The organism is Candidatus Arsenophonus nilaparvatae, from assembly GCF_045346035.1.
In the GTDB taxonomy this organism is placed as follows: domain Bacteria; phylum Pseudomonadota; class Gammaproteobacteria; order Enterobacterales; family Enterobacteriaceae; genus Arsenophonus; species Arsenophonus nilaparvatae.
The window spans coordinates 175,804-195,122 of record NZ_CP158507.1; the positions used below are offsets into that span (position 1 = coordinate 175,804).

At 39.5% G+C, this 19,319-nt stretch carries 15 protein-coding genes, 1 tRNA gene and 4 pseudogenes; 10 read left to right on the plus strand and 10 right to left on the minus strand.

Annotation, left to right across the window (positions count from 1 at the left end; all coding sequences use genetic code 11):
- Positions 1-27: 27 nt before the first annotated feature.
- Positions 28-942: a filamentous hemagglutinin N-terminal domain-containing protein gene (locus WH390_RS00785; RefSeq protein ID WP_032116637.1), complete on the minus strand. Its 915-nt coding sequence runs from the start codon at positions 940-942 to the stop codon at positions 28-30.
- Positions 943-1,252: 310 nt separating this feature from the next.
- Between WH390_RS00785 and WH390_RS00790 the strand changes: the two genes are divergently transcribed.
- Entirely contained in the window at positions 1,253-1,618 is a 366-nt protein-coding gene (locus WH390_RS00790) for a hypothetical protein (RefSeq protein WP_032116638.1), read from the plus strand.
- Between the two features lie 101 nt (positions 1,619-1,719).
- On the opposite strand, the gene WH390_RS00795 is transcribed toward WH390_RS00790, so the two are convergent.
- The 3 genes from WH390_RS00795 to gloB all read right to left on the minus strand — a co-directional run bounded on the left by WH390_RS00795 (position 1,720) and on the right by gloB (position 3,997).
- A complete protein-coding gene (locus tag WH390_RS00795) occupies positions 1,720-2,199 on the minus strand; it encodes a LysM peptidoglycan-binding domain-containing protein (RefSeq protein ID WP_406850613.1) in 480 nt (159 codons plus the stop codon).
- Positions 2,200-2,267: 68 nt separating this feature from the next.
- A complete protein-coding gene (locus tag WH390_RS00800) occupies positions 2,268-3,155 on the minus strand; it encodes a transglycosylase SLT domain-containing protein (RefSeq protein WP_406850614.1) in 888 nt (295 codons plus the stop codon).
- Between the two features lie 89 nt (positions 3,156-3,244).
- Complete coding sequence (gloB, locus tag WH390_RS00805; protein ID WP_032116640.1) at positions 3,245-3,997, minus strand: hydroxyacylglutathione hydrolase; 753 nt, start codon at positions 3,995-3,997, stop codon at positions 3,245-3,247.
- Between the two features lie 44 nt (positions 3,998-4,041).
- Here gloB and WH390_RS00810 point away from each other — a divergent pair.
- Positions 4,042-4,759: pseudogene (locus tag WH390_RS00810) on the plus strand (class I SAM-dependent methyltransferase).
- Here the strand turns inward: WH390_RS00810 and rnhA are convergent.
- Positions 4,756-5,226, minus strand: a complete 471-nt coding sequence (gene rnhA / locus WH390_RS00815; protein WP_032116701.1) for a ribonuclease HI — start codon at positions 5,224-5,226, stop codon at positions 4,756-4,758. The pseudogene WH390_RS00810 and the gene rnhA sit on opposite strands and share 4 nt — an antisense overlap.
- Positions 5,227-5,285: 59 nt before the next feature.
- On the opposite strand from rnhA, the gene dnaQ reads away from it, so the two are divergent.
- From dnaQ to fbaA, 6 genes are all read left to right on the plus strand, one after another.
- Positions 5,286-6,050 (plus strand): DNA polymerase III subunit epsilon, encoded by a 765-nt coding sequence (gene dnaQ / locus WH390_RS00820; RefSeq protein WP_032116641.1) that lies wholly within the window; start codon positions 5,286-5,288, stop codon positions 6,048-6,050.
- 117 nt (positions 6,051-6,167) lie between these two features.
- A tRNA-Asp gene (locus WH390_RS00825) sits at positions 6,168-6,244 on the plus strand.
- Positions 6,245-6,572: 328 nt separating this feature from the next.
- On the plus strand, positions 6,573-8,567 hold the full coding sequence (gene tkt, locus WH390_RS00830) for a transketolase (protein ID WP_032116642.1): 1,995 nt from the start codon (positions 6,573-6,575) through the stop codon (positions 8,565-8,567).
- A gap of 269 nt (positions 8,568-8,836) precedes the next feature.
- Complete coding sequence (epd, locus tag WH390_RS00835) at positions 8,837-9,868, plus strand: erythrose-4-phosphate dehydrogenase (protein WP_032116643.1); 1,032 nt, start codon at positions 8,837-8,839, stop codon at positions 9,866-9,868.
- A 76-nt stretch (positions 9,869-9,944) separates the two neighbouring features.
- Positions 9,945-11,108 carry a phosphoglycerate kinase gene (gene pgk, locus WH390_RS00840; protein WP_032116644.1) on the plus strand — a complete coding sequence of 388 codons (1,164 nt, stop codon included), beginning with the start codon at positions 9,945-9,947 and terminating at the stop codon, positions 11,106-11,108.
- Positions 11,109-11,169: 61 nt separating this feature from the next.
- Entirely contained in the window at positions 11,170-12,249 is a 1,080-nt protein-coding gene (gene fbaA / locus WH390_RS00845; protein WP_032116645.1) for a class II fructose-bisphosphate aldolase, read from the plus strand.
- A 400-nt stretch (positions 12,250-12,649) separates the two neighbouring features.
- Here the strand turns inward: fbaA and WH390_RS00850 are convergent, their stop codons facing one another.
- A complete protein-coding gene (locus WH390_RS00850; RefSeq protein WP_032116646.1) occupies positions 12,650-14,380 on the minus strand; it encodes a hypothetical protein in 1,731 nt (576 codons plus the stop codon).
- A 274-nt stretch (positions 14,381-14,654) separates the two neighbouring features.
- Between WH390_RS00850 and WH390_RS00855 the strand changes: the two genes are divergently transcribed.
- The gene (locus tag WH390_RS00855; RefSeq protein WP_081932934.1) at positions 14,655-14,882 is read left to right on the plus strand and encodes an asparaginase domain-containing protein; all 228 of its coding nucleotides are present in this window, start codon (positions 14,655-14,657) and stop codon (positions 14,880-14,882) included.
- A gap of 184 nt (positions 14,883-15,066) precedes the next feature.
- Here the strand turns inward: WH390_RS00855 and WH390_RS00860 are convergent.
- The 3 pseudogenes from WH390_RS00860 to WH390_RS00870 all read right to left on the minus strand — a co-directional run.
- Positions 15,067-15,165 (minus strand): annotated as a pseudogene (locus tag WH390_RS00860) (disulfide bond formation protein B); the annotation flags it as partial.
- Between the two features lie 324 nt (positions 15,166-15,489).
- A pseudogene (gene sfnG, locus WH390_RS00865) lies at positions 15,490-16,583 on the minus strand (dimethylsulfone monooxygenase SfnG).
- Between the two features lie 198 nt (positions 16,584-16,781).
- Positions 16,782-17,343 (minus strand): annotated as a pseudogene (locus tag WH390_RS00870) (recombinase family protein).
- Positions 17,344-17,504: 161 nt separating this feature from the next.
- Here WH390_RS00870 and WH390_RS00875 point away from each other — a divergent pair.
- Positions 17,505-18,101 carry a hypothetical protein gene (locus WH390_RS00875; protein ID WP_052044997.1) on the plus strand — a complete coding sequence of 199 codons (597 nt, stop codon included), beginning with the start codon at positions 17,505-17,507 and terminating at the stop codon, positions 18,099-18,101.
- A 102-nt stretch (positions 18,102-18,203) separates the two neighbouring features.
- On the opposite strand, the gene WH390_RS00880 is transcribed toward WH390_RS00875, so the two are convergent.
- Positions 18,204-19,283, minus strand: a complete 1,080-nt coding sequence (locus WH390_RS00880; RefSeq protein WP_148305615.1) for a phage tail protein — start codon at positions 19,281-19,283, stop codon at positions 18,204-18,206.
- Positions 19,284-19,319: the final 36 nt, after the last annotated feature.

Consider the following 19,319-nt stretch of genomic DNA (forward strand, 5'->3'; position numbering starts at 1 on the left):
TGTTTATTAATATTATCAATTTATCGATCATGGTTGCCGGCCAAGAATTAGCGATCCTGAATTTTCAAATAGACTATCACCGCGTAGGGAAAAATTTTGTGCGATCAGCGAGCCGTTTAATTGGATATTATTATTTTTGCATGAATAACTATTACTACATTGATAAGAATGGCTTTCCAGAATAATATTTTGCCCTTTGACAGTAGTCTGCTGGCTAAGTTTAAGCTGACTATGGTGTAAATAAGTTAGATTAGTATCCGGTTTGATTAGGTGCTTAAGTTTAATGTTAGCTTGGCGTAGGCTATAAGATATTGCGCCAGTTGCGGCAAGGTAGTGTTGTTGTGCAGCCTCCAGGGTTATATTATTGTTGATGATAATTTTATCGGCAAAAAGATTAACTTTAGCAATATTAATTTTAGCCTCAATATTCGCCAGATTGTTGATGGACAAGGAATTTTCTCTATCATCAGTTAAATTAATGCTGCTACCTATTGTGGTAATGAATTTTAGACTTTTCAGCTGTTGTAACGTTTTTTTTGCTGGGATTTCCAGTTTACCTGCGATAAGCGACAGACTTTTGACATTATCTGTTTTACCATTTTTCCAACTGATCCCATTAGGATTGGCAATAATCAAATCTGCAATAGTTCCTTTAATGCCGATGGTGCCTTGTAGATTAGAGTGCTTATCGCTAGTAATTTCTGCGATAATAATCTTAGCCGCTGTATTCTCTAGTATTGGATTTGATTGGATATCATTATTAAAGCTAATGCCACTTTGAGTGAAAGGAAGTTCAGAAAATGTATTGTATGAAATGCCATTTTCTAGTGGTTTTGCAATATCAACAGTAGAAGTATTGGCATAAATAAATTTATTAGCAGTAATTAAAGTAAACAATAAAATTTTTAAACCTAATTTGAATAAAATTGAGCAATAGTCCATTATTGTTCCTTTTAGTATTAATATAATTTATGATGAAAAATTTATGTCGGATTTATTATATATTAAATAGTAGATTTTTATTTCACCAATAATCTTATTTAAAGTTGCTTTAGATAATGAATGTTAAATTATTTTTAATTATAAATATTGTTTTATAAATTGGTATTTTTATTCTTTTTAAGTTGATTAAATAATTATTTATTTTTTTATTTATAATAAAATATTAAATACAATAAAAAGAAAATTTGATTTGATAATAAAATAGACTATATTTCAGTTGCTTTTTACTTGTTATTTTTAGGAGAAAATTATGGAAAATCAGGTCCAAACAAAAACAATACCGGAAGGTGTTAAGCAGTGGAATTGGGGCGCTTTTATGTTTAGTATTTTTTGGGGATTTGGCAATCGAACTTACTGGCCGTTGCTGTGTATTATTCCATTATTTAATTTTATTTGGATGTTTGTATGTGGTATTAAAGGGAATGAGTGGGCATGGCGTAATGGTAATTATAGTGATGTAAAAACCTTTAAACTTATACAAGATACCTGGAATAGAGCTGGATTGGCTGCATTTATTATTAGTTTGATTTTTATTATTCTCTATTTTTTATTTTTTTCAGTATTTGCTATTTTTTACTTTACCAGTCCAGACTACGGACAAGTTCAAGTGGGATAAATTATTATCTCAATATCTAATGATAAAAAGAAATAATCGTCAATTTTTATTAATGCGCAAAAATAACCCTTCGCGCGAAGGGCTATTTTGTCATAATATTATTAGAGGTGAATAGTCAGCGTTATGCCCGGTTTTAAATCTGCTATTCTAACGCTAGAGTTCCAATTCATCAGATCTTTAAGATCGATGCCGTGGCGTTTAGCAATACTGTAATAGGAATCACCTTGACGGACTTTATAGGTCTTGATATTTACTTTACCTTTCTTGCCTGATGAAGTGCTATTTTTAGCAATCATAGTTGGTGCACGATAACTATTTTTACCGCTAATTTTTAATGTTTGCCCGATCCGCAAGTTGGCTGTTTTCATGCCATTGAGTAACTTAAGCTTATCGGTTGTGGTATTAAAACGTTTGGCAATAATCGATAAGGAGTCACCGCGTTTAACTTTGTAATTAGTGATAGCACGCTGTCTAGCTAATATCTGTTTATTATTGTTGGCAACAGCAAGGCGAATACTATTTAATACGTCTTGATCAGAAAGCGCATCCTTAAGCAGATCAGCTTTATCTGTTGGTAGCATAATAGTATAGGGACCGGCTGGAGGTGTTATATTATGTTTTAAATTTGGATTATAGGCTTTAAGAGCGGTTAATGGCAGTCCAGAAAGTCTAGCTGCTTGAGGTAAGGTAATTTGTTCGGATTATAGGCTTTAAGAGCGGTTAATGGCAGTCCAGAAAGTCTAGCTGCTTGAGGTAAGGTAATTTGTTCGCCTATATTAACCTGGGTGAGTGCATTATTTTTATTGGTTGTTGGTAATTGCAATGCATATTGTTCGCTATTGCGTAATATATTACTGAGAGCCAAAATTTTTGGTACATAATTCATTGTTTCTTTGGGGAGTGATAACGACCAATAATTAGTAGGTAATCCCAGCTCTTCATTTTTCTTGATGGCATTAAGCACACAACCTTCGCCACAATTATAAGCAGCAAGTGTTAGAGGCCAATCACCGTCGAATAGGTTATTTAATCGTTCAAGTAAATTTAGTGCTGCACTAGTCGAGGCAGCGACATCTCTGCGTTCATCAACCCATTTATTTTGTTTTAATCCATATGACTGACCGGTCAATGGAATAATCTGCCATAAACCTGTAGCCTGAGCCTGTGAGGTCGCATGGGGATTAAAAGCACTTTCAACGATAGGAACCAGGGCAAGCTCCATTGGCAGGTGGCGTTGATCAATTTTTTCAACAATCCAGTACATGTAAGGCTCTGCGCGTAATGTCACATTCCGCAAATAGCTTTCTTTGGCCAAATAAGATTTGATTTGATTTCTGATCCTGGCATTATCAGGAATATCCATTTTCAGCTCATTACTAATATAACCCCACAAATCATTTTCTATTAAATAGGTTGATTCCCAAGTGGTAGTTTCAATATCTTGATTGGCTGAAGACGGATCTGGTGTTTGCTCATTGGGTGTCATTTGACAACCAACAAGCAGAACAGAGGCGAATAGTATCGCTTTTGTCTTCATTAATGTAACCTATCCTAGGTTGTTATTTATTCAATTGTTTAACAAAGGGGGAATGATACTGATCTCGTTAGCTAATGACAACCATCAATTTAAAAGCGATCTTTTAGTTTGCGAATTTTGGCAAATACATCACAATTTGAACAAGTAGCAGGAGAAAACCCCAATACTTTTTGTAAGTAAGGATCGTCATATCTTAAGAAGATATTGATCTTTTTTTCTACTTTAAGTTGTGATGGCAGTGTGGATTGTTTTTGGGCTCGTTTTTGATTCACGGCTAAAGTATAAGCTTTTATTGCTTCATCGTGGGGTAGCAAATAACTGGCAAATACCATATTCGCAGCGGTATATTCATGTGCGCAACAGACTAACGTCTCATCAGGTAAAGCTTTAAGCGTTTCAAGCGAATGATACATTTGTTCAGCTGTTCCTTCAAAAATACGGCCACAACCACCAGAAAATAGGGTATCACCGCAAAATAGATATGGTTTTTGATAGTAAGCAACATGTCCTAAAGTATGTCCAGGTACGGCAAAAATTTGCCATGAAAAGCCGGCAAAATTTAGCTGCTCTCCACCTTTTATGATACATGTTGCTCCTTTGCTACTGGTTTCCATTGGACCATAGACGACTAATTTGGGATAATATTTTTGTAATTCTTTGACGCCATCGACGTGATCATGATGATGGTGAGTAAGTAAAATAGCGACCGGTTTTATAGCATTTTGTTGCAAAAATTGCTGCACTGGCTTAGCAGTACCAGGATCGACAATAATACAGTTACCTTGATAGATTAATAGCCATATATAATTATCAACTAAGGAAGGAATTCTGATAAGCTCCATAATATAATAATGCCTCATAGCTAAAGGGTTAGAAGGATATTACAATGAAGTCAGCTCGTATTGCTCAACGATCTAAAATGCCTGACTCCTGGGAAGACATTCCATGGGGAGAGTATTATCGTATTGCATTGAACCAGCAGCTACAACCATGGTGGCCAAAAATATTTGGTTTCCATTTATTAAAAATTGGCCAATTGAGTTTACAGATTGATACCCAAGCATCGCTGATTACCCATCAATTTAGCATGAATATAGCTGGAAGTAACTGTCAATTATTAGGTGATCCTAATGAAATGCCTTTCGAGGACAAATCGATCGATGCCTGTCTTTTAATACAACAATTATCTTACAGTACTAACCCACATTGGTTATTGCGTGAAGCTGATAGGGTTTTGGTTGATGATGGTTGGCTAATTTTATCTAATTTTAATCCTTTTAGTTTGCTAGGGTTAGGGAAATGTATTCCTCTTTTGCGTAAGCGGCAACCCTATCGTAGTCATATGTTTTCGACCTGGCGTCAACTTGATTGGTTGAGCTTATTGAATTACGAAGTACTGCAGCGACAAAGTTTTCAAATTATACCCTGGATAAACCCTGATCATTTTATCAATAGAAATTTGCAATTTGCCGGTTGTATCAATCTTATCATTGCCCGTAAAAGAACATTACCGGTTGACGCCAACACCCATAAAATTTATGCGAACCCGCATGAAAATAGGTAATACAATGGGGGTTGTTAAATGTTGGCGCAAACGTCATTAATTTTGTTCCGTTTGGTAGCCGCTATCCTCTTCTGTTGGTGAATTTGCCGCATTTCTTGCTAATTCATCGCATCGCTCATTTTCTGCATGTCCAGCATGGCCTTTGACCCAGTGCCATTCTATTTGGTGTCGAGAAATTGCTGCGTCTAATCGTTGCCATAAATCAACATTCAAAACAGGTGATTTATCTGCGCGTCGCCATTGGCGATTTTTCCAGTTGTGGATCCATTGGGTGATACCCTGACGGACATATTGACTATCAGTCGTTAGAATAACCTGGCAGGGTTGTTTAAGCGTTTCCAAACCAATAATGGCCGCCATTAATTCCATACGATTATTGGTGGTAAGAAAATACCCTTTGCTTAATGTTTTTTCATGTTTATTATAACGCAGTAAAATACCATAACCGCCTGGGCCTGGATTGCCTAAACAAGAACCATCGGTGAAAATTTCTACCTGTTTCGTCATTTCTGATAAACTCATTTTATTCGTGATTTATAACCCTAAGTCTGACATAAAAAGGCACTATGAGCACTGTGATTACACGACAAATTGTTCTTGATACGGAAACTACTGGTATGAATAAGCTAGGGATCCATTATGAAGGACATAATATTATTGAAATTGGCGCGGTAGAAGTGATCAATCGCCGCTTAACTGGTCGTCATTTCCATGTTTATATAAAACCAGCACGATTAGTTGATCCTGAAGCTTTCGAAGTTCATGGAATTAGTGATGAGTTTTTACAAGATAAACCAACTTTTGCTGAAATAGCTGATGAATTTTTAGATTTTATTCGCGGCGCTGAGTTAATCATCCACAATGCCCCTTTTGATATTGGGTTTATGGATTATGAGTTTTCCAAGTTAAATAGAGATATTCCACCGACAGCAAACTTTTGTCAGATCACTGATAGCTTGGTATTGGCCAGAAAGCTGTTTCCGGGAAAACGGAATAATCTTGATGCTTTATGTGATCGCTATCATATCGATAATTCAAAGCGTACACTCCATGGCGCCTTGCTCGATGCAGAGATCTTGGCCGAAGTCTATATGGCAATGACCGGAGGACAAACCTCGTTAGCTTTTTCAGTTGATTCAGAGCCAGGTAGTGAAACCTATACCGATGATATTAAACGAATAGAACGCTCAGCAATGGGATTAACCGTGATTTATGCTAATCAAGAAGAAATTACTGGCCATGAAGCAAAACTGGATCTGATTGAAAAGAAAAGTGGAAAGATTTCACTTTGGCGTTCCGATGATTGCGAAAAGGATCAGGTTAAACATTAATCATTGTTACACTTTTAGCTGAAAAAATGCGCAAATAGTGATTTTTTTTCTAAAAAATATTGACGTATAGATTGCTGATTCGTAATATCATGGCCGTTCTTAAATCGATTATACCGTGGTGCGGTAGTTCAGTTGGTTAGAATACCGGCCTGTCACGCCGGGGGTCGCGGGTTCAAGTCCCGTCCGCACCGCCAATATTATAAAACCCTGAGTATAAGCCTCGGGGTTTTCTGTATTTTAAGATAATAATCATTCTTTTTGCCAGAAAATCATATCCAATCTCACAGCCTTTTTGCTTAGAAAAAATTATGATATTCGTGTTTTGATTTTCGCTATAGCACAAACAGTGATTGTTATTATTGTATCATTCACTTATTTTTAATTCTTTTGCTATTGATTAAAATTTTGTTACCGCTGATTATTTAGGGCAGATACCTAGATTAGATTTTAACTGTTAAGATGGCAAAACGACCTTGAGAAAATCAGTATCAAATTTGCTATTTATTCGATTTGGAGTAAACAATGATCACTCGTAAAATCCTTGCTAATGCTATCCGTTTCCTCAGTATAGATGCGGTACAGAAAGCAAAATCAGGGCATCCAGGTGCGCCAATGGGAATGGCGGATATTGCTGAAGTACTCTGGCGTGACTATCTGGATCATAATCCTGCTGATCCTGACTGGGTAGATCGTGACCGTTTTGTATTATCTAATGGCCATGGTTCTATGCTACTTTATAGCTTGTTGCATCTTACCGGTTATGATTTACCGATCAAAGAATTAAAAAATTTTCGCCAACTTCATTCCAAAACACCAGGACATCCCGAATATGGTTATACGCCAGGTGTTGAAACCACGACTGGCCCGCTGGGACAAGGAATTGCAAATGCTGTAGGTTTTGCTATTGCCGAACGAACGTTAGCTGCTCAATTTAATCGTCCAGACCATACTATTGTTGATCATTATACCTATGTATTTATGGGTGATGGTTGCATGATGGAAGGCATTTCACATGAAGCTTGTTCGTTGGCTGGAACATTGAAATTAGGTAAATTGATTGCTTTTTATGATGATAATGGCATTTCAATCGATGGTGAGGTAGAAGGTTGGTTTACAGATAATACTGCTGAACGTTTTGCCGCTTATCATTGGCATGTTATCAAAGGTATTGATGGACATGATCCTGAACAAATCAAGTCAGCAATAGAACAAGCCCGTAAGGTTACCGATAAGCCCTCTTTACTAATCTGCAAAACGATGATTGGTTATGGCTCGCCACATAAGGCTGGTTCCGAAGAAGCGCATGGTTCACCATTAGGTGAAACTGAGATCGCTGAAACCCGGGCAGCACTAGATTGGTCATATCCACCTTTTGAAATACCAGCAGATATTTATCAAGCCTGGGATGCCCGCGAAATCGGTCAGCAAAAAGAAGCTACCTGGCGTGAAAAATTTGCTGAGTATCAACGGGCTTTCCCGCAACTTGCCGAAGAGTTTATCCGTCGGACCAAAGGTGAATTACCGACTAATTGGCAAGCTGTTGCAAATAATTTGGTGACGGAATTACAACGCAATCCTGCTAATATTGCCAGCCGTAAAGCCTCACAAAATACGTTGGAGGTTTTCGGTAAGATATTGCCTGAACTTTTAGGCGGCTCCGCTGATTTAGCTCCCAGTAATTTAACTATGTGGTCAGCGTCTAAGTCAATAAAAGATTCTCCAGCAGGTAATTATATTCACTATGGTGTACGTGAATTTGGTATGTCGGCTATTATGAATGGTATTGCCTTGCATGGTGGTTTTATACCCTATGGTGCAACCTTTTTAATGTTTGTTGAGTATGCGCGTAATGCAGTACGCATGGCTGCGTTAATGAAAATTCGCAGTATTTTTGTCTATACTCATGATTCTATTGGTTTGGGTGAGGATGGTCCAACCCATCAACCTGTTGAGCAATTAGCCAGTTTGCGCCTGACGCCTAATATAAGTACTTGGCGTCCTTGTGATCAGGTTGAATCGGCCATTGCCTGGCAGTATGCGATTGAGCGTAATGAGGGGCCAAGTGCATTGATTTTTTCCCGTCAAAATCTTGAACAGCAACCACGTGATACTAAACAGTTAGCCAATATTATTAAAGGGGCTTATGTGCTCAAAGATAGCGAAAAAACACCCGCGCTTATTTTGATTGCAACTGGCTCTGAGGTTGGATTAGCGGTTAACGCTTATGAAAAATTGACTGCCGAAGGTTATCAAGTACGAGTGGTTTCTATGCCATCAACGGATACTTTTGATAAACAGGACGCCGCTTATCGTGAGTCTGTATTACCCTCTTCAGTTACTGCACGATTAGCTGTTGAGGCGGGTATTGCTGATTATTGGTACAAATATGTTGGCACAACCGGTGGGGTTGTTGGTATGCATACTTTTGGTGAGTCAGCATCGGCAGAGATTTTATTTAAAGAGTTTGGTTTTAGTGTGGAAAATGTGATAGAGAAGGCTAAAGCTTTATTGCCGTAATTGATGAAAATGATATGAGCGTATTGATCAGCTTTATATGATTAGATACGCTCTTTTTATTTCAGCAGATAATCATGCGCTATTGCGATTTTTTTTTTATGTTGTAGTGCATTTAAATTAAGCTGAAACGTTTCATTTTGGCAAAATTGCTAGATTTATTGATCAAAAGCACACTTTTTATGATTGACGACAAAAATCCTCAGTACAAAAGCTGTAATTATCGGTATTCTTAGCCATTAACAAATCAGTTGTTATATTGAAGGAAGAGTATGGTAGTTAGAGTGGCAATTAATGGTTTTGGGCGAATAGGGCGTAGCATATTAAGAGCGCTTTATGAATCAGATCACCGAGCTCAAATTGCTGTTGTTGCAATTAATGAAATTGCTACTTCGGAAGGAATAGCACATTTATTAAAGTATGATTCTAGTCATGGCCGATTTGCTTATGATGTGCGCCTGAATAACGATTTGTTAGTTGTAGGTAATGACAGTATTCATCTTTTTCATCAATCTGAGATTGAAAAACTACCATGGCGAGCATTGGATATTGATGTAGTACTCGATTGTACCGGTGTTTATGGTTCAAAGGTCGATGGCTCTGCGCATTTATCAAGTGGCGCAAAAAAGGTGCTATTTTCTCATCCGGGAAGTACTGATCTTGATGCAACTATTGTTTATGGGGTTAATGAAACCAGTTTGAAAAATAGCGATCAACTGGTATCAAACGCATCTTGTACCACAAATTGTATTATTCCTGTGATTAAAATATTAGATGATGCTTTGGATATTGAATCTGGTACAGTGACAACGATTCACGCTGCAATGAATGATCAGCCGGTTATTGATGCTTATCATCAGGATCTACGTCGTACACGGGCCGCTAGCCAATCTATTATTCCTGTTGATACCAAATTGGCTGCTGGGATCACACGAATATTTCCAAAATTCAAAGATCATTTTGAAGCGATATCGGTTCGCGTACCAACTATCAATGTAACGGCGATCGACCTCAGTGTGACGGTAAGATCTAAAGTAACGGTAGCTAAAGTCAATCAGCTGTTGCAACAAGCAGCAGAAGGTTCATTTCGTGGTATAGTTGATTATACTGAATTGCCGTTAGTATCAACAGATTTTAATCATGACCCACATAGTGCTATTGTAGATGGTACGCAAACACGAGTTAGTGGGCAACACCTAATTAAGATTTTAGTTTGGTGCGATAATGAGTGGGGTTTTGCCAATCGTATGCTTGATACGACATTAGCAATGGCTGCTACTGGTTTCAACAAATCTATCTGTTGACAGACAGTATGGGGAATATTGCTCTCCCTACACAGCAGAAGATTAATAATTTAGAGAATCAACGAGAGGATTCACCATGTCTGTAATTAAGATGACCGATTTAGATCTGGCGGGTAAAAAAGTATTCATCCGGGCTGACCTAAACGTTCCTGTCAAAGATGGCAAAGTTACCTCTGATGCACGGATCCGTGCTTCTTTACCGACGATTGAAACCGCTTTAAAGCAAGGCGCAAAGGTAATGGTAACGTCTCATTTAGGTCGCCCGATTGAAGGTGAGTATAATGAGGAATTTTCATTGAAACCCGTTGTAGACTATTTAGCAGATAAGCTCGACTATCCTGTTCGTTTAGTAAAAGATTATTTAAATGGAGTTGAAGTTGCTAATGGCGAGCTGGTGGTTCTTGAGAATGTACGCTTCAACCGGGGTGAAAAAAAGGATGATGAAAATTTATCTAAGCAATATGCTGCACTTTGTGACATCTATGTAATGGATGCATTTGGTACGGCGCACCGTGCTCAGGCATCAACCCATGGTGTGGCAAAATTTGCTCCTATAGCATGCGCAGGGCCGCTGTTATTTGCTGAGTTGGATGCATTAGGTAAAGCATTGAAAGAGCCTGCTCGGCCAATGGTTGCAATCGTTGGTGGTTCAAAAGTTTCGACTAAATTAACTGTCTTGGATTCTTTAGCAAAAATTGCCGACCAAATTATTGTGGGAGGCGGTATTGCCAATACCTTTATCGCAGCTGAAGGTCATAAAGTCGGCCGTTCTTTATATGAAGATGACTTGATCCCCGAAGCAGAAAAATTATTATCTACTTGCGATATTCCTGTACCTACTGATGTTCGGGTAGCGACTGAATTTTCTGAAACAGCCGAGGCGGTAATGAAATCTGTCAATGATGTTAAAGATGATGAGCAGATTTTGGACTTAGGCGATGAAACGGCTGAACGTTTGGCGGGTATTCTTAAAAAAGCAAAAACGATTTTATGGAATGGTCCGGTTGGGGTTTTCGAGTTCCCTAATTTTCGCCACGGCACCGCAGTGATTGCCCAAGCAATTGCAGAAAGTGAAGCTTTTTCTATAGCAGGTGGTGGTGATACATTAGCGGCGATTGATCTGTTTGGTATTGCGGATAAAATTTCTTATATTTCTACTGGCGGTGGTGCTTTTCTTGAATTTGTGGAAGGTAAAAAATTACCTGCAGTTGTTGTGTTAGAAGAACGAGCAAAACAGTAATTATATCTGAAGAAAATGACAGGTAGCACTGTTCACCTGTCCAATAATAGGATTTTATCTCATGTCTAAGATTTTTGATTTTGTAAAACCAGGTGTTATTACCGGCGATGATGTGCAAAAAGTTTTTGCCGTTGCAAAAGAACATAAATTTGCGTTGCCGGCAGTCAATTGTGTCGGTACAGATTCGATTAATGCTGTTTTGGAAACCGCTGCTAAAGTTCGTTCTCCGGTAATTGTCCAATTTTCTAACGGTGGTGCTGCGTTTATCGCCGGTAAAGGTCTAAAAGCAGAAGGTCAGCAAGCTGCGATTTTAGGCGCAATATCAGGTGCTCATCATGTGCATCAAATGGCAAAACATTATGGTGTCGCTGTTATCTTACACACTGATCATTGTGCACGTAAACTACTGCCATGGATTGATGGCTTGCTAGATGCTGGCGAGGAATATTATAAAACCACCGGTAAGCCACTGTTTTCGTCGCATATGATCGATTTGTCTGAAGAATCATTGGCGGAAAATATTGAAATTTGCTCTCAATATTTGCAACGGATGAGCAAAATGGGCATGACATTAGAAATTGAGTTAGGTTGCACTGGTGGTGAGGAAGATGGTGTCGATAACACTGGCTTAGATAGCTCATCGCTTTATACACAGCCTGAAGATGTCGCTTATGCTTATGAGCAATTGAGTAAAATTAGTCATCGATTTACTATTGCGGCATCTTTCGGTAATGTGCATGGTGTTTATAAGCCAGGCAACGTTCAATTAACACCAAAAATTCTACACAATTCACAACAGTACGTTGCGCAGAAATTTAATTTGCCAGCGGAAAATAATCTTAATTTTGTTTTCCATGGAGGTTCAGGCTCTACTGCTGAAGAAATTAAAGAAGCGGTCAGTTATGGTGTGGTAAAAATGAATATTGATACTGACACCCAGTGGGCGACCTGGGAAGGCATTTTGAATTATTATAAGAAAAATGAAGGTTATCTACAAAGCCAACTGGGTAATCCAGAAGGTGAAGATAAACCTAATAAAAAATATTATGACCCTCGTGTTTGGCTGCGTGCGGGTCAGACTTCCATGATTGAGCGTTTAGAACTTGCATATAAAGAGTTAAACTGTATCAATGTGCTGTAATTAAACGCTATTTTATTTTCCTAGTTCTCAACCCTATGGTTCACCATAGGGTTTTTTATTATCCGACGTAAGTTTTGACAAAAAAGATGTTTTAGGTATAAGTGAGATATCAATTTTAACAAAACTAATAGAATATTATACGGTTAAAGATATTACTGTTGGATAGAATAAATAATTAACCATTCGGGTAAAAACGGAACATCGACATATTAAGCGACTAATACCAGCTATACTGGTATTCAAATCATTGCAGTGTACCAAACTTTGTTTACAAATATCGAATTGATATATATGTTAAACAAGCAGCAGCTTCAACATCCGAAAAGGGATGACTTGTTGCTGGCCAACCAATTTTATCTGTTAGCCAGCTAAAAATAACAGAGCAACTTTTACTGAAATGCTAGCGGGTTTCCAAAAAACGCATCCCCCTCATTGTGAGCATGCCATTTTTATCAAGGTAACTTTTTAAGGTACTTAAATTTACCTTATATTGTTTACTGATCCCTATTAGTCCACCGGCTTTTGCGATCCCTTTGCCACCTAAATAGACTATCTCTCTTAATATGATAGGAGTTATTTTATTGAATTCAACACCTAAGAAATGTTTTCCCTTAACCGTGAGAGTGCCATTTTTATCAAGGTAATTATTTAATGCGGTCAAATTGATGTTATATTGTTCACTGATCCCTATTAACCCACCAGCCTTTGCAAACCCTTTGGTACCTAATGACACTATTTCTGTTAACATCTCATGGGTTATGTGATTGGATATGCCATATAAAAAATGCTTTCCTTGAGCCGTGAGAGTGCCATTTTTGTCAAGGTAATTATTTAATGTAGTTAAATTCACGTTATATTGTTCACTGATCCTTGCTAGTCCACCGGCCTTTGCAAACCCTTCGGCACCTAATGACATTATCTTTGTTAATATATCAGAGGTTATTTTATTGGCTTTACCCCCTAAGAAAATTCTCCCTCTAACCTTAAGCGTGCCATTTCTATCAAGGTAATTATTTAATGCAGTCGAATTGATGTTATATTGTTCACTGATCCCTCTTAACCCACCAGCCTTTGCAAACCCTTCGGTACCTAATGACACTATTTTTGTTAACATCTCATGGGTTATGCGATTGGATATGCCATATAAAAAATATTTTCCTCGAGCCGTGAGAATGCCATTTTTATAAAGATAACTTTTTAACGAAGCTAAATTCACATTATATTTTTCACTGAGCCCTTTTAGTCCACCAGTTTTTGCGATCCCTTTTGCACCTAATAACACTATCTCTTTTAATATCTCAGGAGTTATTAATTTTATTTTTTCTCCATTTACCATCGTGTGAGCTAGAGGAGTATTTTCAGTGAGTGAATTATGAGGAATGTTATTGGACTCGACTTTTCTTTCTAAGTTACCATTAGTTATCTGCTGTTGTGTAAGTTCATTGCCTATAAAATATGAAGATAAAGCCTCATATTGGGGATAGAGACTGAACCAGATATCAAAAGTACTGTGGTTAGAGGAATTCATATATTTATTTACTACTTGTTGATAAGTTCGTGAAAGATTTTCAGCCACTTCTGGTTGTAAAGTATTAAGATTACTATAGGGTGCATGCAATAAAACCACCCGCTCTGGATCTACCGGGCCTAAGATATGTGTTTCATCAAAACTTATTGCTCTTTCTAAACTCCCTGTTACAGAAAATAGCAACGCTATAGCACTAGTGTCAGGATCATCAAAATTCTGTTTCAATGAAACCGCTGGTAATCCAAGCGCGGCAATAGCAAAAACCGCATAGGCTTGATTGCGGGATACATATTGTACAATTTCATCATAATTTCCAGCAACAATGGTTGTTTCTCCTTGTTTTCCAATCATTGGGTATAAGGAATTAAAGTCATGTGAAGGTTGAAATCCATTTATTTCAGGCTGTTCATTTACCGGATCGAGGACAACCTGAAATAGTAACGGAAAATTATCGCGAGCAGTTAGTCCGTTAGGAAGCAAGCGAGTTTCCCCTTGAATATGAGTAGAAGATGATATTAATTGCTGCAACAGCATGTTGGGTGGATCATTTTTATTGGGCAAAGCAACATGAGCAACCGTTGATAAATTACTTATTGGAAACACGTCACGAACTCCATAAAAAATAGAATATAAATAAAGAATCAAGCATAGAAGAAAATAATTATTGTAGTAATCCAAATTTGATCGGATAGTCAGCCACTTTATTGATGCAGGATCCTATATTGCCGTTGTTATTATCAACAAGACTTAAGTGGGTATCATCCAGATTAATGGAGTGACGATAGGTAAATTTTATAGATGCTGCCTGCGGTATGTTTAGCCAATATGTTTTTTGCCTAATTTGCCGTTGCTAACAAAACAAGACTTTTAATTTAGAATAACCCATGGTAGCGATACTAATGAGGAAATCTCCTATTTGCTCAACTTGACGGTAAAGGGTGAGAAAGCTGTTGTGCTGGTGGATGTGATGTACCCGGTGACTGCATTTATTTCTGACGCGCCGGCAAACTTGCACGACGTAATCGTGACGGTAGTGTCACCAGACAACGTCAGGCAGGGTGTGATACTTATGATGAATAATACATCCTTGACGCGCTGGACATGACGCAGATAGGGCTTTGTTAGCGTGAGCATAGGCAATAGCAAACCGCATTAAATATCTGTTTAATCGATTTAAACACAACGAATATTTTTTAAAACGATTTAATAGACATTTTAGGGCAGACATTTTCAATTGCCTGAAATTTATACTATAACTGCGAATTTTCAATTGATAATAAATTAGATTTTTAATTTAATAATTTATAAAATGTTGGGTTATCAACACATTGTGTCAGTCCACACTCCAATATTGTGGATATAAGGTTAGCGAGTATTAAAAATACAAATAGATAAATCGCTATTTCTCTGACAGGGGATTTTGCTACTTGTATTTCAGCGCTATTGAATAACATTAATACACAAACGAACAGAATGATGGCTAAGGAGAAAAGTAGCGACCAAGTATAAAGATGCAAACCGAAGACTGTGGAATAATATCCAGGATCACCTGGCAGAATATGAATTAATACTTGGCGGGTTGCTGATGCCGCGTGCGATATTTGAAGCCAAAATGTGCGATAAATGGTGAGCTACTTTTGTTTCCGTCAGTGCAACGGAATTACACTTTTATTTTTCATCAGAGCTACTTTGACCTACTTGGATAAGGCCTATTAAGGACTACGTTCTACGTCACGCTTGGCTTCCAGTTCACGTACTAGAGGAATGATGTGTTTACCAAAGAATTCTACCTCTTCCTGAAAATGCAGAAAGCCGAGTAGGATGAGATCTGCACCGGCATCTTTTAACGCAATAATTCGTTCGGCGATCTGCACCGGCGTTCCGATCAGATTACTACGAAATCCATCATTGTATTGAACGAGGTCTTCAAAGGATGATTTTGCCCAGTTTCCCTTTCCTTCGGGTGAAGCCTTCCCTGCATTTTTCACCTGATCGGCAAAGCCCTGCACAGCTTCGGGATTAGCCTTAGCGACAATTTCGTCAAGAACCGCTTTCGCCTCTTCTTCAGTCTGGCGGGCAATGGCAAAAGCATTCACCCCAATCTTGACGGAATGTCCGTTGGTCACGGCCTTGGCGCGGATATCATTGACCTGCTTTCTGATCTCCGCCGGAGTGTTACCATTGGTAAAGTACCAATCAGAGACACGGGCAGCCATGTCACGCGCCGCACGCGATGAACCGCCCTGAAAGATTTCTGGTTGCGGATCCACCGGCTTTGGTTTCATCGAATATTCGTTGAAACGATAAAAGTTACCTTTGAACGTAAAGCTATCTTCTGTCCAGATACCACGTATGGCTAGTATAAACTCCTCCGAACGACGATAACGCTCGTCATGATCGAGCCAAAGTTCACCGATAGCGGCAAACTCATCACGGAACCAACCACTGACAATATTCACTGCAACACGACCATTAGTCAGGTGACTGATCGTGGCGATCTGCTTAGCGGCTATGGCTGGATTCCATGGCCCGGGCAAGAGTGCGGCGATAACCTTCAGTTTGGTTGTTCCCGCCAGCAGTGCATGACTGAATGATACCGATTCATGCTGGTTGTCTGCACCGTAACTAGAGGTGAAGCGGATCTGGCTCAGCGCATAATCAAAGCCGTTGGCTTCTGCGATCTGTGCTAACTTGAGATTGTAATTGATATCCCAGCTAGTTCGCTGTTCGATATTACTGATAACAAGTCCCCTGACACATTAGGAACCCAGTAAGCGAATTTCAGTTTATTGCATGTTTGGTTCATTATCCATCCCATTTGTGGTCGTGACTCAGATTTATTGATTCAATATATTCTATCATTTTTAAAAATAGACTATGGTGATACCGAATGCTATATTTGAAACTGAAATCTGTGATAAATCGTAAATCGCCGGCTATATCTGTTTCCGTTGAGTGTAACGTAACTAAATTGTTATGTTTCATCAGAGCCGTCTTGGCCTGTTCAAACGTTTTGATTCGCTGGACAATATTTGTAAATGCTCGCTAATGAAACTCCGTACAGTAATGCCAGCTGTTTTCTACTCTGACCGAACTCAAGTAATTTTTTAGCCTGCTCTTGCTGTGCAGAAGATAATGAGCAAGGTCTACCGCCGATACGTCCTCTGCTTCTCGCTGCGGCCAAACCTGCCTGAGTACGTTTAACAATCAGCTCTCGGCTCCATTTGCGCCAACGCACTCATCACATGAAAGAAAAAACGACCTGCTGACGAAGCAGTGTCGATAGAATCCGTCAAACTATGAAAATGAATACCTTCATCTTCCAGTTTGGATATTAAAGTAATCAAATGTTTAATGCTGCGACCCAGTCTATCCAGCTTCCAGACGACTAAGGTGTCACCCGATTTCAGTGCATTTAGCGCGCGTTTTAATCCGGGTCTCTGGTCTGTTTTTCCGCTGATTTTATCCTCAAAAATCTGCTCACAATTTGTACAAATGAGCGATTTTCGCTGTAAATCGGTGTTTTGGTCATTTTTTGACACCCTCATATAGCCTATTTTTGCCATTTTAGGACCTTATCCTCCCTCTGAAAGCCTTGTCATCGCTGGTTTTGGGCAAAATATTAGCTAAATTCCAGATTCAATAAAACCTTGGTTTGTTGGAAACGGTAGATTGTGCAAAAAATACGCTGGACAAACGTACTGGCGGCACCGTCAAGGGCGACATTATGTCACAGGGTACCCAAATCGGACTGAAGGGGGATAACCGCAAGCATTTTATTCTCGCGAATGCTGATGGCAAAGTGCGCGCCTATATCTGGAAAGATAAGGGCGGTGATGGAATACACATCAATAACGGTATTGACGGTGGTGGTGAGTACGTTTTCCATAAAGATGGCGGTTTTTGTGCACCTTCTTCCGTGTATGCAGGAGCGGGAAGAATGGCCGCTGACGGCAATGTTGTCGGCAGCAAATGGGGAAATCAGTGGCTGGATGTTTACCTGAAAAATACCTTCCAGCCCAAAGGGACCTACGGTCAATCGAATACGGCAAAGCGCGAGGTCAACGGATGGTGGAAATGCGGGGACACGGGGGTGATTATCCAGTGGGCGAGATATGGAAAAGACAGAGGGGCAGGGACCTATGATTTCCCGCTGCCCATGAAGTTTCTCAAAGCAGGATTGCTCTGTATCGGCTATGTTGATACTGCGATTAACGCTTGGGGCGATAATCAGTCCCAGTCAGCCCATCTGGTCGATAACGCGACCGTCAGGGTGACGATAGATAACGGTCTTGAAAGCGTCGTTCTAGCGATTGGTTTCTGAAAGAGGATTTGGCGAGTGAATATCCGGCACACTGCTAAACCGTGTCGATATCGGCACCACGCCAGATATTGTGCGGCCGGAAGCTCCGAAAAGATAAAAACTTTATGCTGCCCTGACAATGTAGTTAAACGCGACATTTCGCGGCCTTGTTTCTGAAGCGGTTCTCAAACCAGACTGAAAACTGGCTGAGCAATCAACAGCGAATACGCCGCTGGTTCCTCCAGTAATGCTACTACTGGCCATTCTTCTTCCCATTTTGAAAATCCCACTGGCTGATGATTGACCGACAAACTGAATGCCGGTTATGTTTCCAGTGAAATTTTGAAGGGTATCACCTTGTACGCTTAATATTTTGCGTCCGTTATCCACTTTTCGTCCTGCATCCCAGCCCCGAATAAATTCGCCACGTAAATCAGGGAGTTTCCCTGATGGATAAGCGAGTGCCAACAGTGGGTATTCTTTCTTATTAAAGCTCTCACCATTGCATATACGCCAACCTGACGGAGGCGTTTCAGTAGGCCAAGGCAGAGGAACGCCGACAGGGATTTCGACACGCAATACTTCTGGCGTAACAGCATGAACATCGGTGGCGGTTAATTTTACATCCTGAATCAGGGTTTTGCCGTTAATTTTACGCTGACTAGGTGTTGCATTTTTAGCCAGATTTACTGTTTCTAACAAACCAAGGTTTTCTAAAAATTTATTTTTGTCTGGGATGTCAGCGCCGTTGTCATTTTTTGCCAGTTTCTGACTCAACAGTTGCATGACGTTTTCAGCAAATTTGGGGTTATTGCTAATCGCTTGCGCCAGCTTGTTCAGCGTATCTAAATCGGAAGGCGCATGGTCGACCACCGCATTAAGTCTATCATTGACAATTTTCACCGCTTTAGGGGTTGCGGCTTCCGTTTCACTGCTGCTCTGATTGGCATTGCTGAGCTTGACAAAACCTTTTTCACTTACGCTGGCATCCGGGTGATTTCGGGAGCGCGTATGCGCCGTTAACGCCGCTTCGGCCGCTTTTAATTGCTGCTTTAACCAGGCGGTACGATTCGCCAGTTCACGCGTAGGTCGGTTGGTGATACCGTCTGGCCCACCCAATACCGGGTCGGAGGTCTCTATCTGGTAGATACCGTCCTCCCAGGCAGCCGTTTCTTTTAAATAACTCATGTCATCGTTCTCCATCGGGCTGGATCCCCTCGTGGGCGGATTGTTAGTCAT

Excerpts from the sequence above, each read along its gene's own strand:
- WH390_RS00785 (WP_032116637.1), bottom strand. The coding sequence starts at position 942 with ATGGACTATTGCTCAATTTTATTCAAATTAGGTTTAAAAATTTTATTG.
- WH390_RS00790 (WP_032116638.1), top strand. The coding sequence starts at position 1,253 with ATGGAAAATCAGGTCCAAACAAAAACAATACCGGAAGGTGTTAAGCAG.
- WH390_RS00795 (WP_406850613.1), bottom strand. The coding sequence starts at position 2,199 with ATGCTACCAACAGATAAAGCTGATCTGCTTAAGGATGCGCTTTCTGAT.
- WH390_RS00800 (WP_406850614.1), bottom strand. The coding sequence starts at position 3,155 with ATGAAGACAAAAGCGATACTATTCGCCTCTGTTCTGCTTGTTGGTTGT.
- gloB (WP_032116640.1), bottom strand. The coding sequence starts at position 3,997 with ATGGAGCTTATCAGAATTCCTTCCTTAGTTGATAATTATATATGGCTA.
- rnhA (WP_032116701.1), bottom strand. The coding sequence starts at position 5,226 with ATGACGAAACAGGTAGAAATTTTCACCGATGGTTCTTGTTTAGGCAAT.
- dnaQ (WP_032116641.1), top strand. The coding sequence starts at position 5,286 with ATGAGCACTGTGATTACACGACAAATTGTTCTTGATACGGAAACTACT.
- tkt (WP_032116642.1), top strand. The coding sequence starts at position 6,573 with ATGATCACTCGTAAAATCCTTGCTAATGCTATCCGTTTCCTCAGTATA.
- epd (WP_032116643.1), top strand. The coding sequence starts at position 8,837 with ATGGTAGTTAGAGTGGCAATTAATGGTTTTGGGCGAATAGGGCGTAGC.
- pgk (WP_032116644.1), top strand. The coding sequence starts at position 9,945 with ATGTCTGTAATTAAGATGACCGATTTAGATCTGGCGGGTAAAAAAGTA.
- fbaA (WP_032116645.1), top strand. The coding sequence starts at position 11,170 with ATGTCTAAGATTTTTGATTTTGTAAAACCAGGTGTTATTACCGGCGAT.
- WH390_RS00875 (WP_052044997.1), top strand. The coding sequence starts at position 17,505 with ATGTCACAGGGTACCCAAATCGGACTGAAGGGGGATAACCGCAAGCAT.
- WH390_RS00880 (WP_148305615.1), bottom strand. The coding sequence starts at position 19,283 with ATGGAGAACGATGACATGAGTTATTTAAAAGAAACGGCTGCCTGGGAG.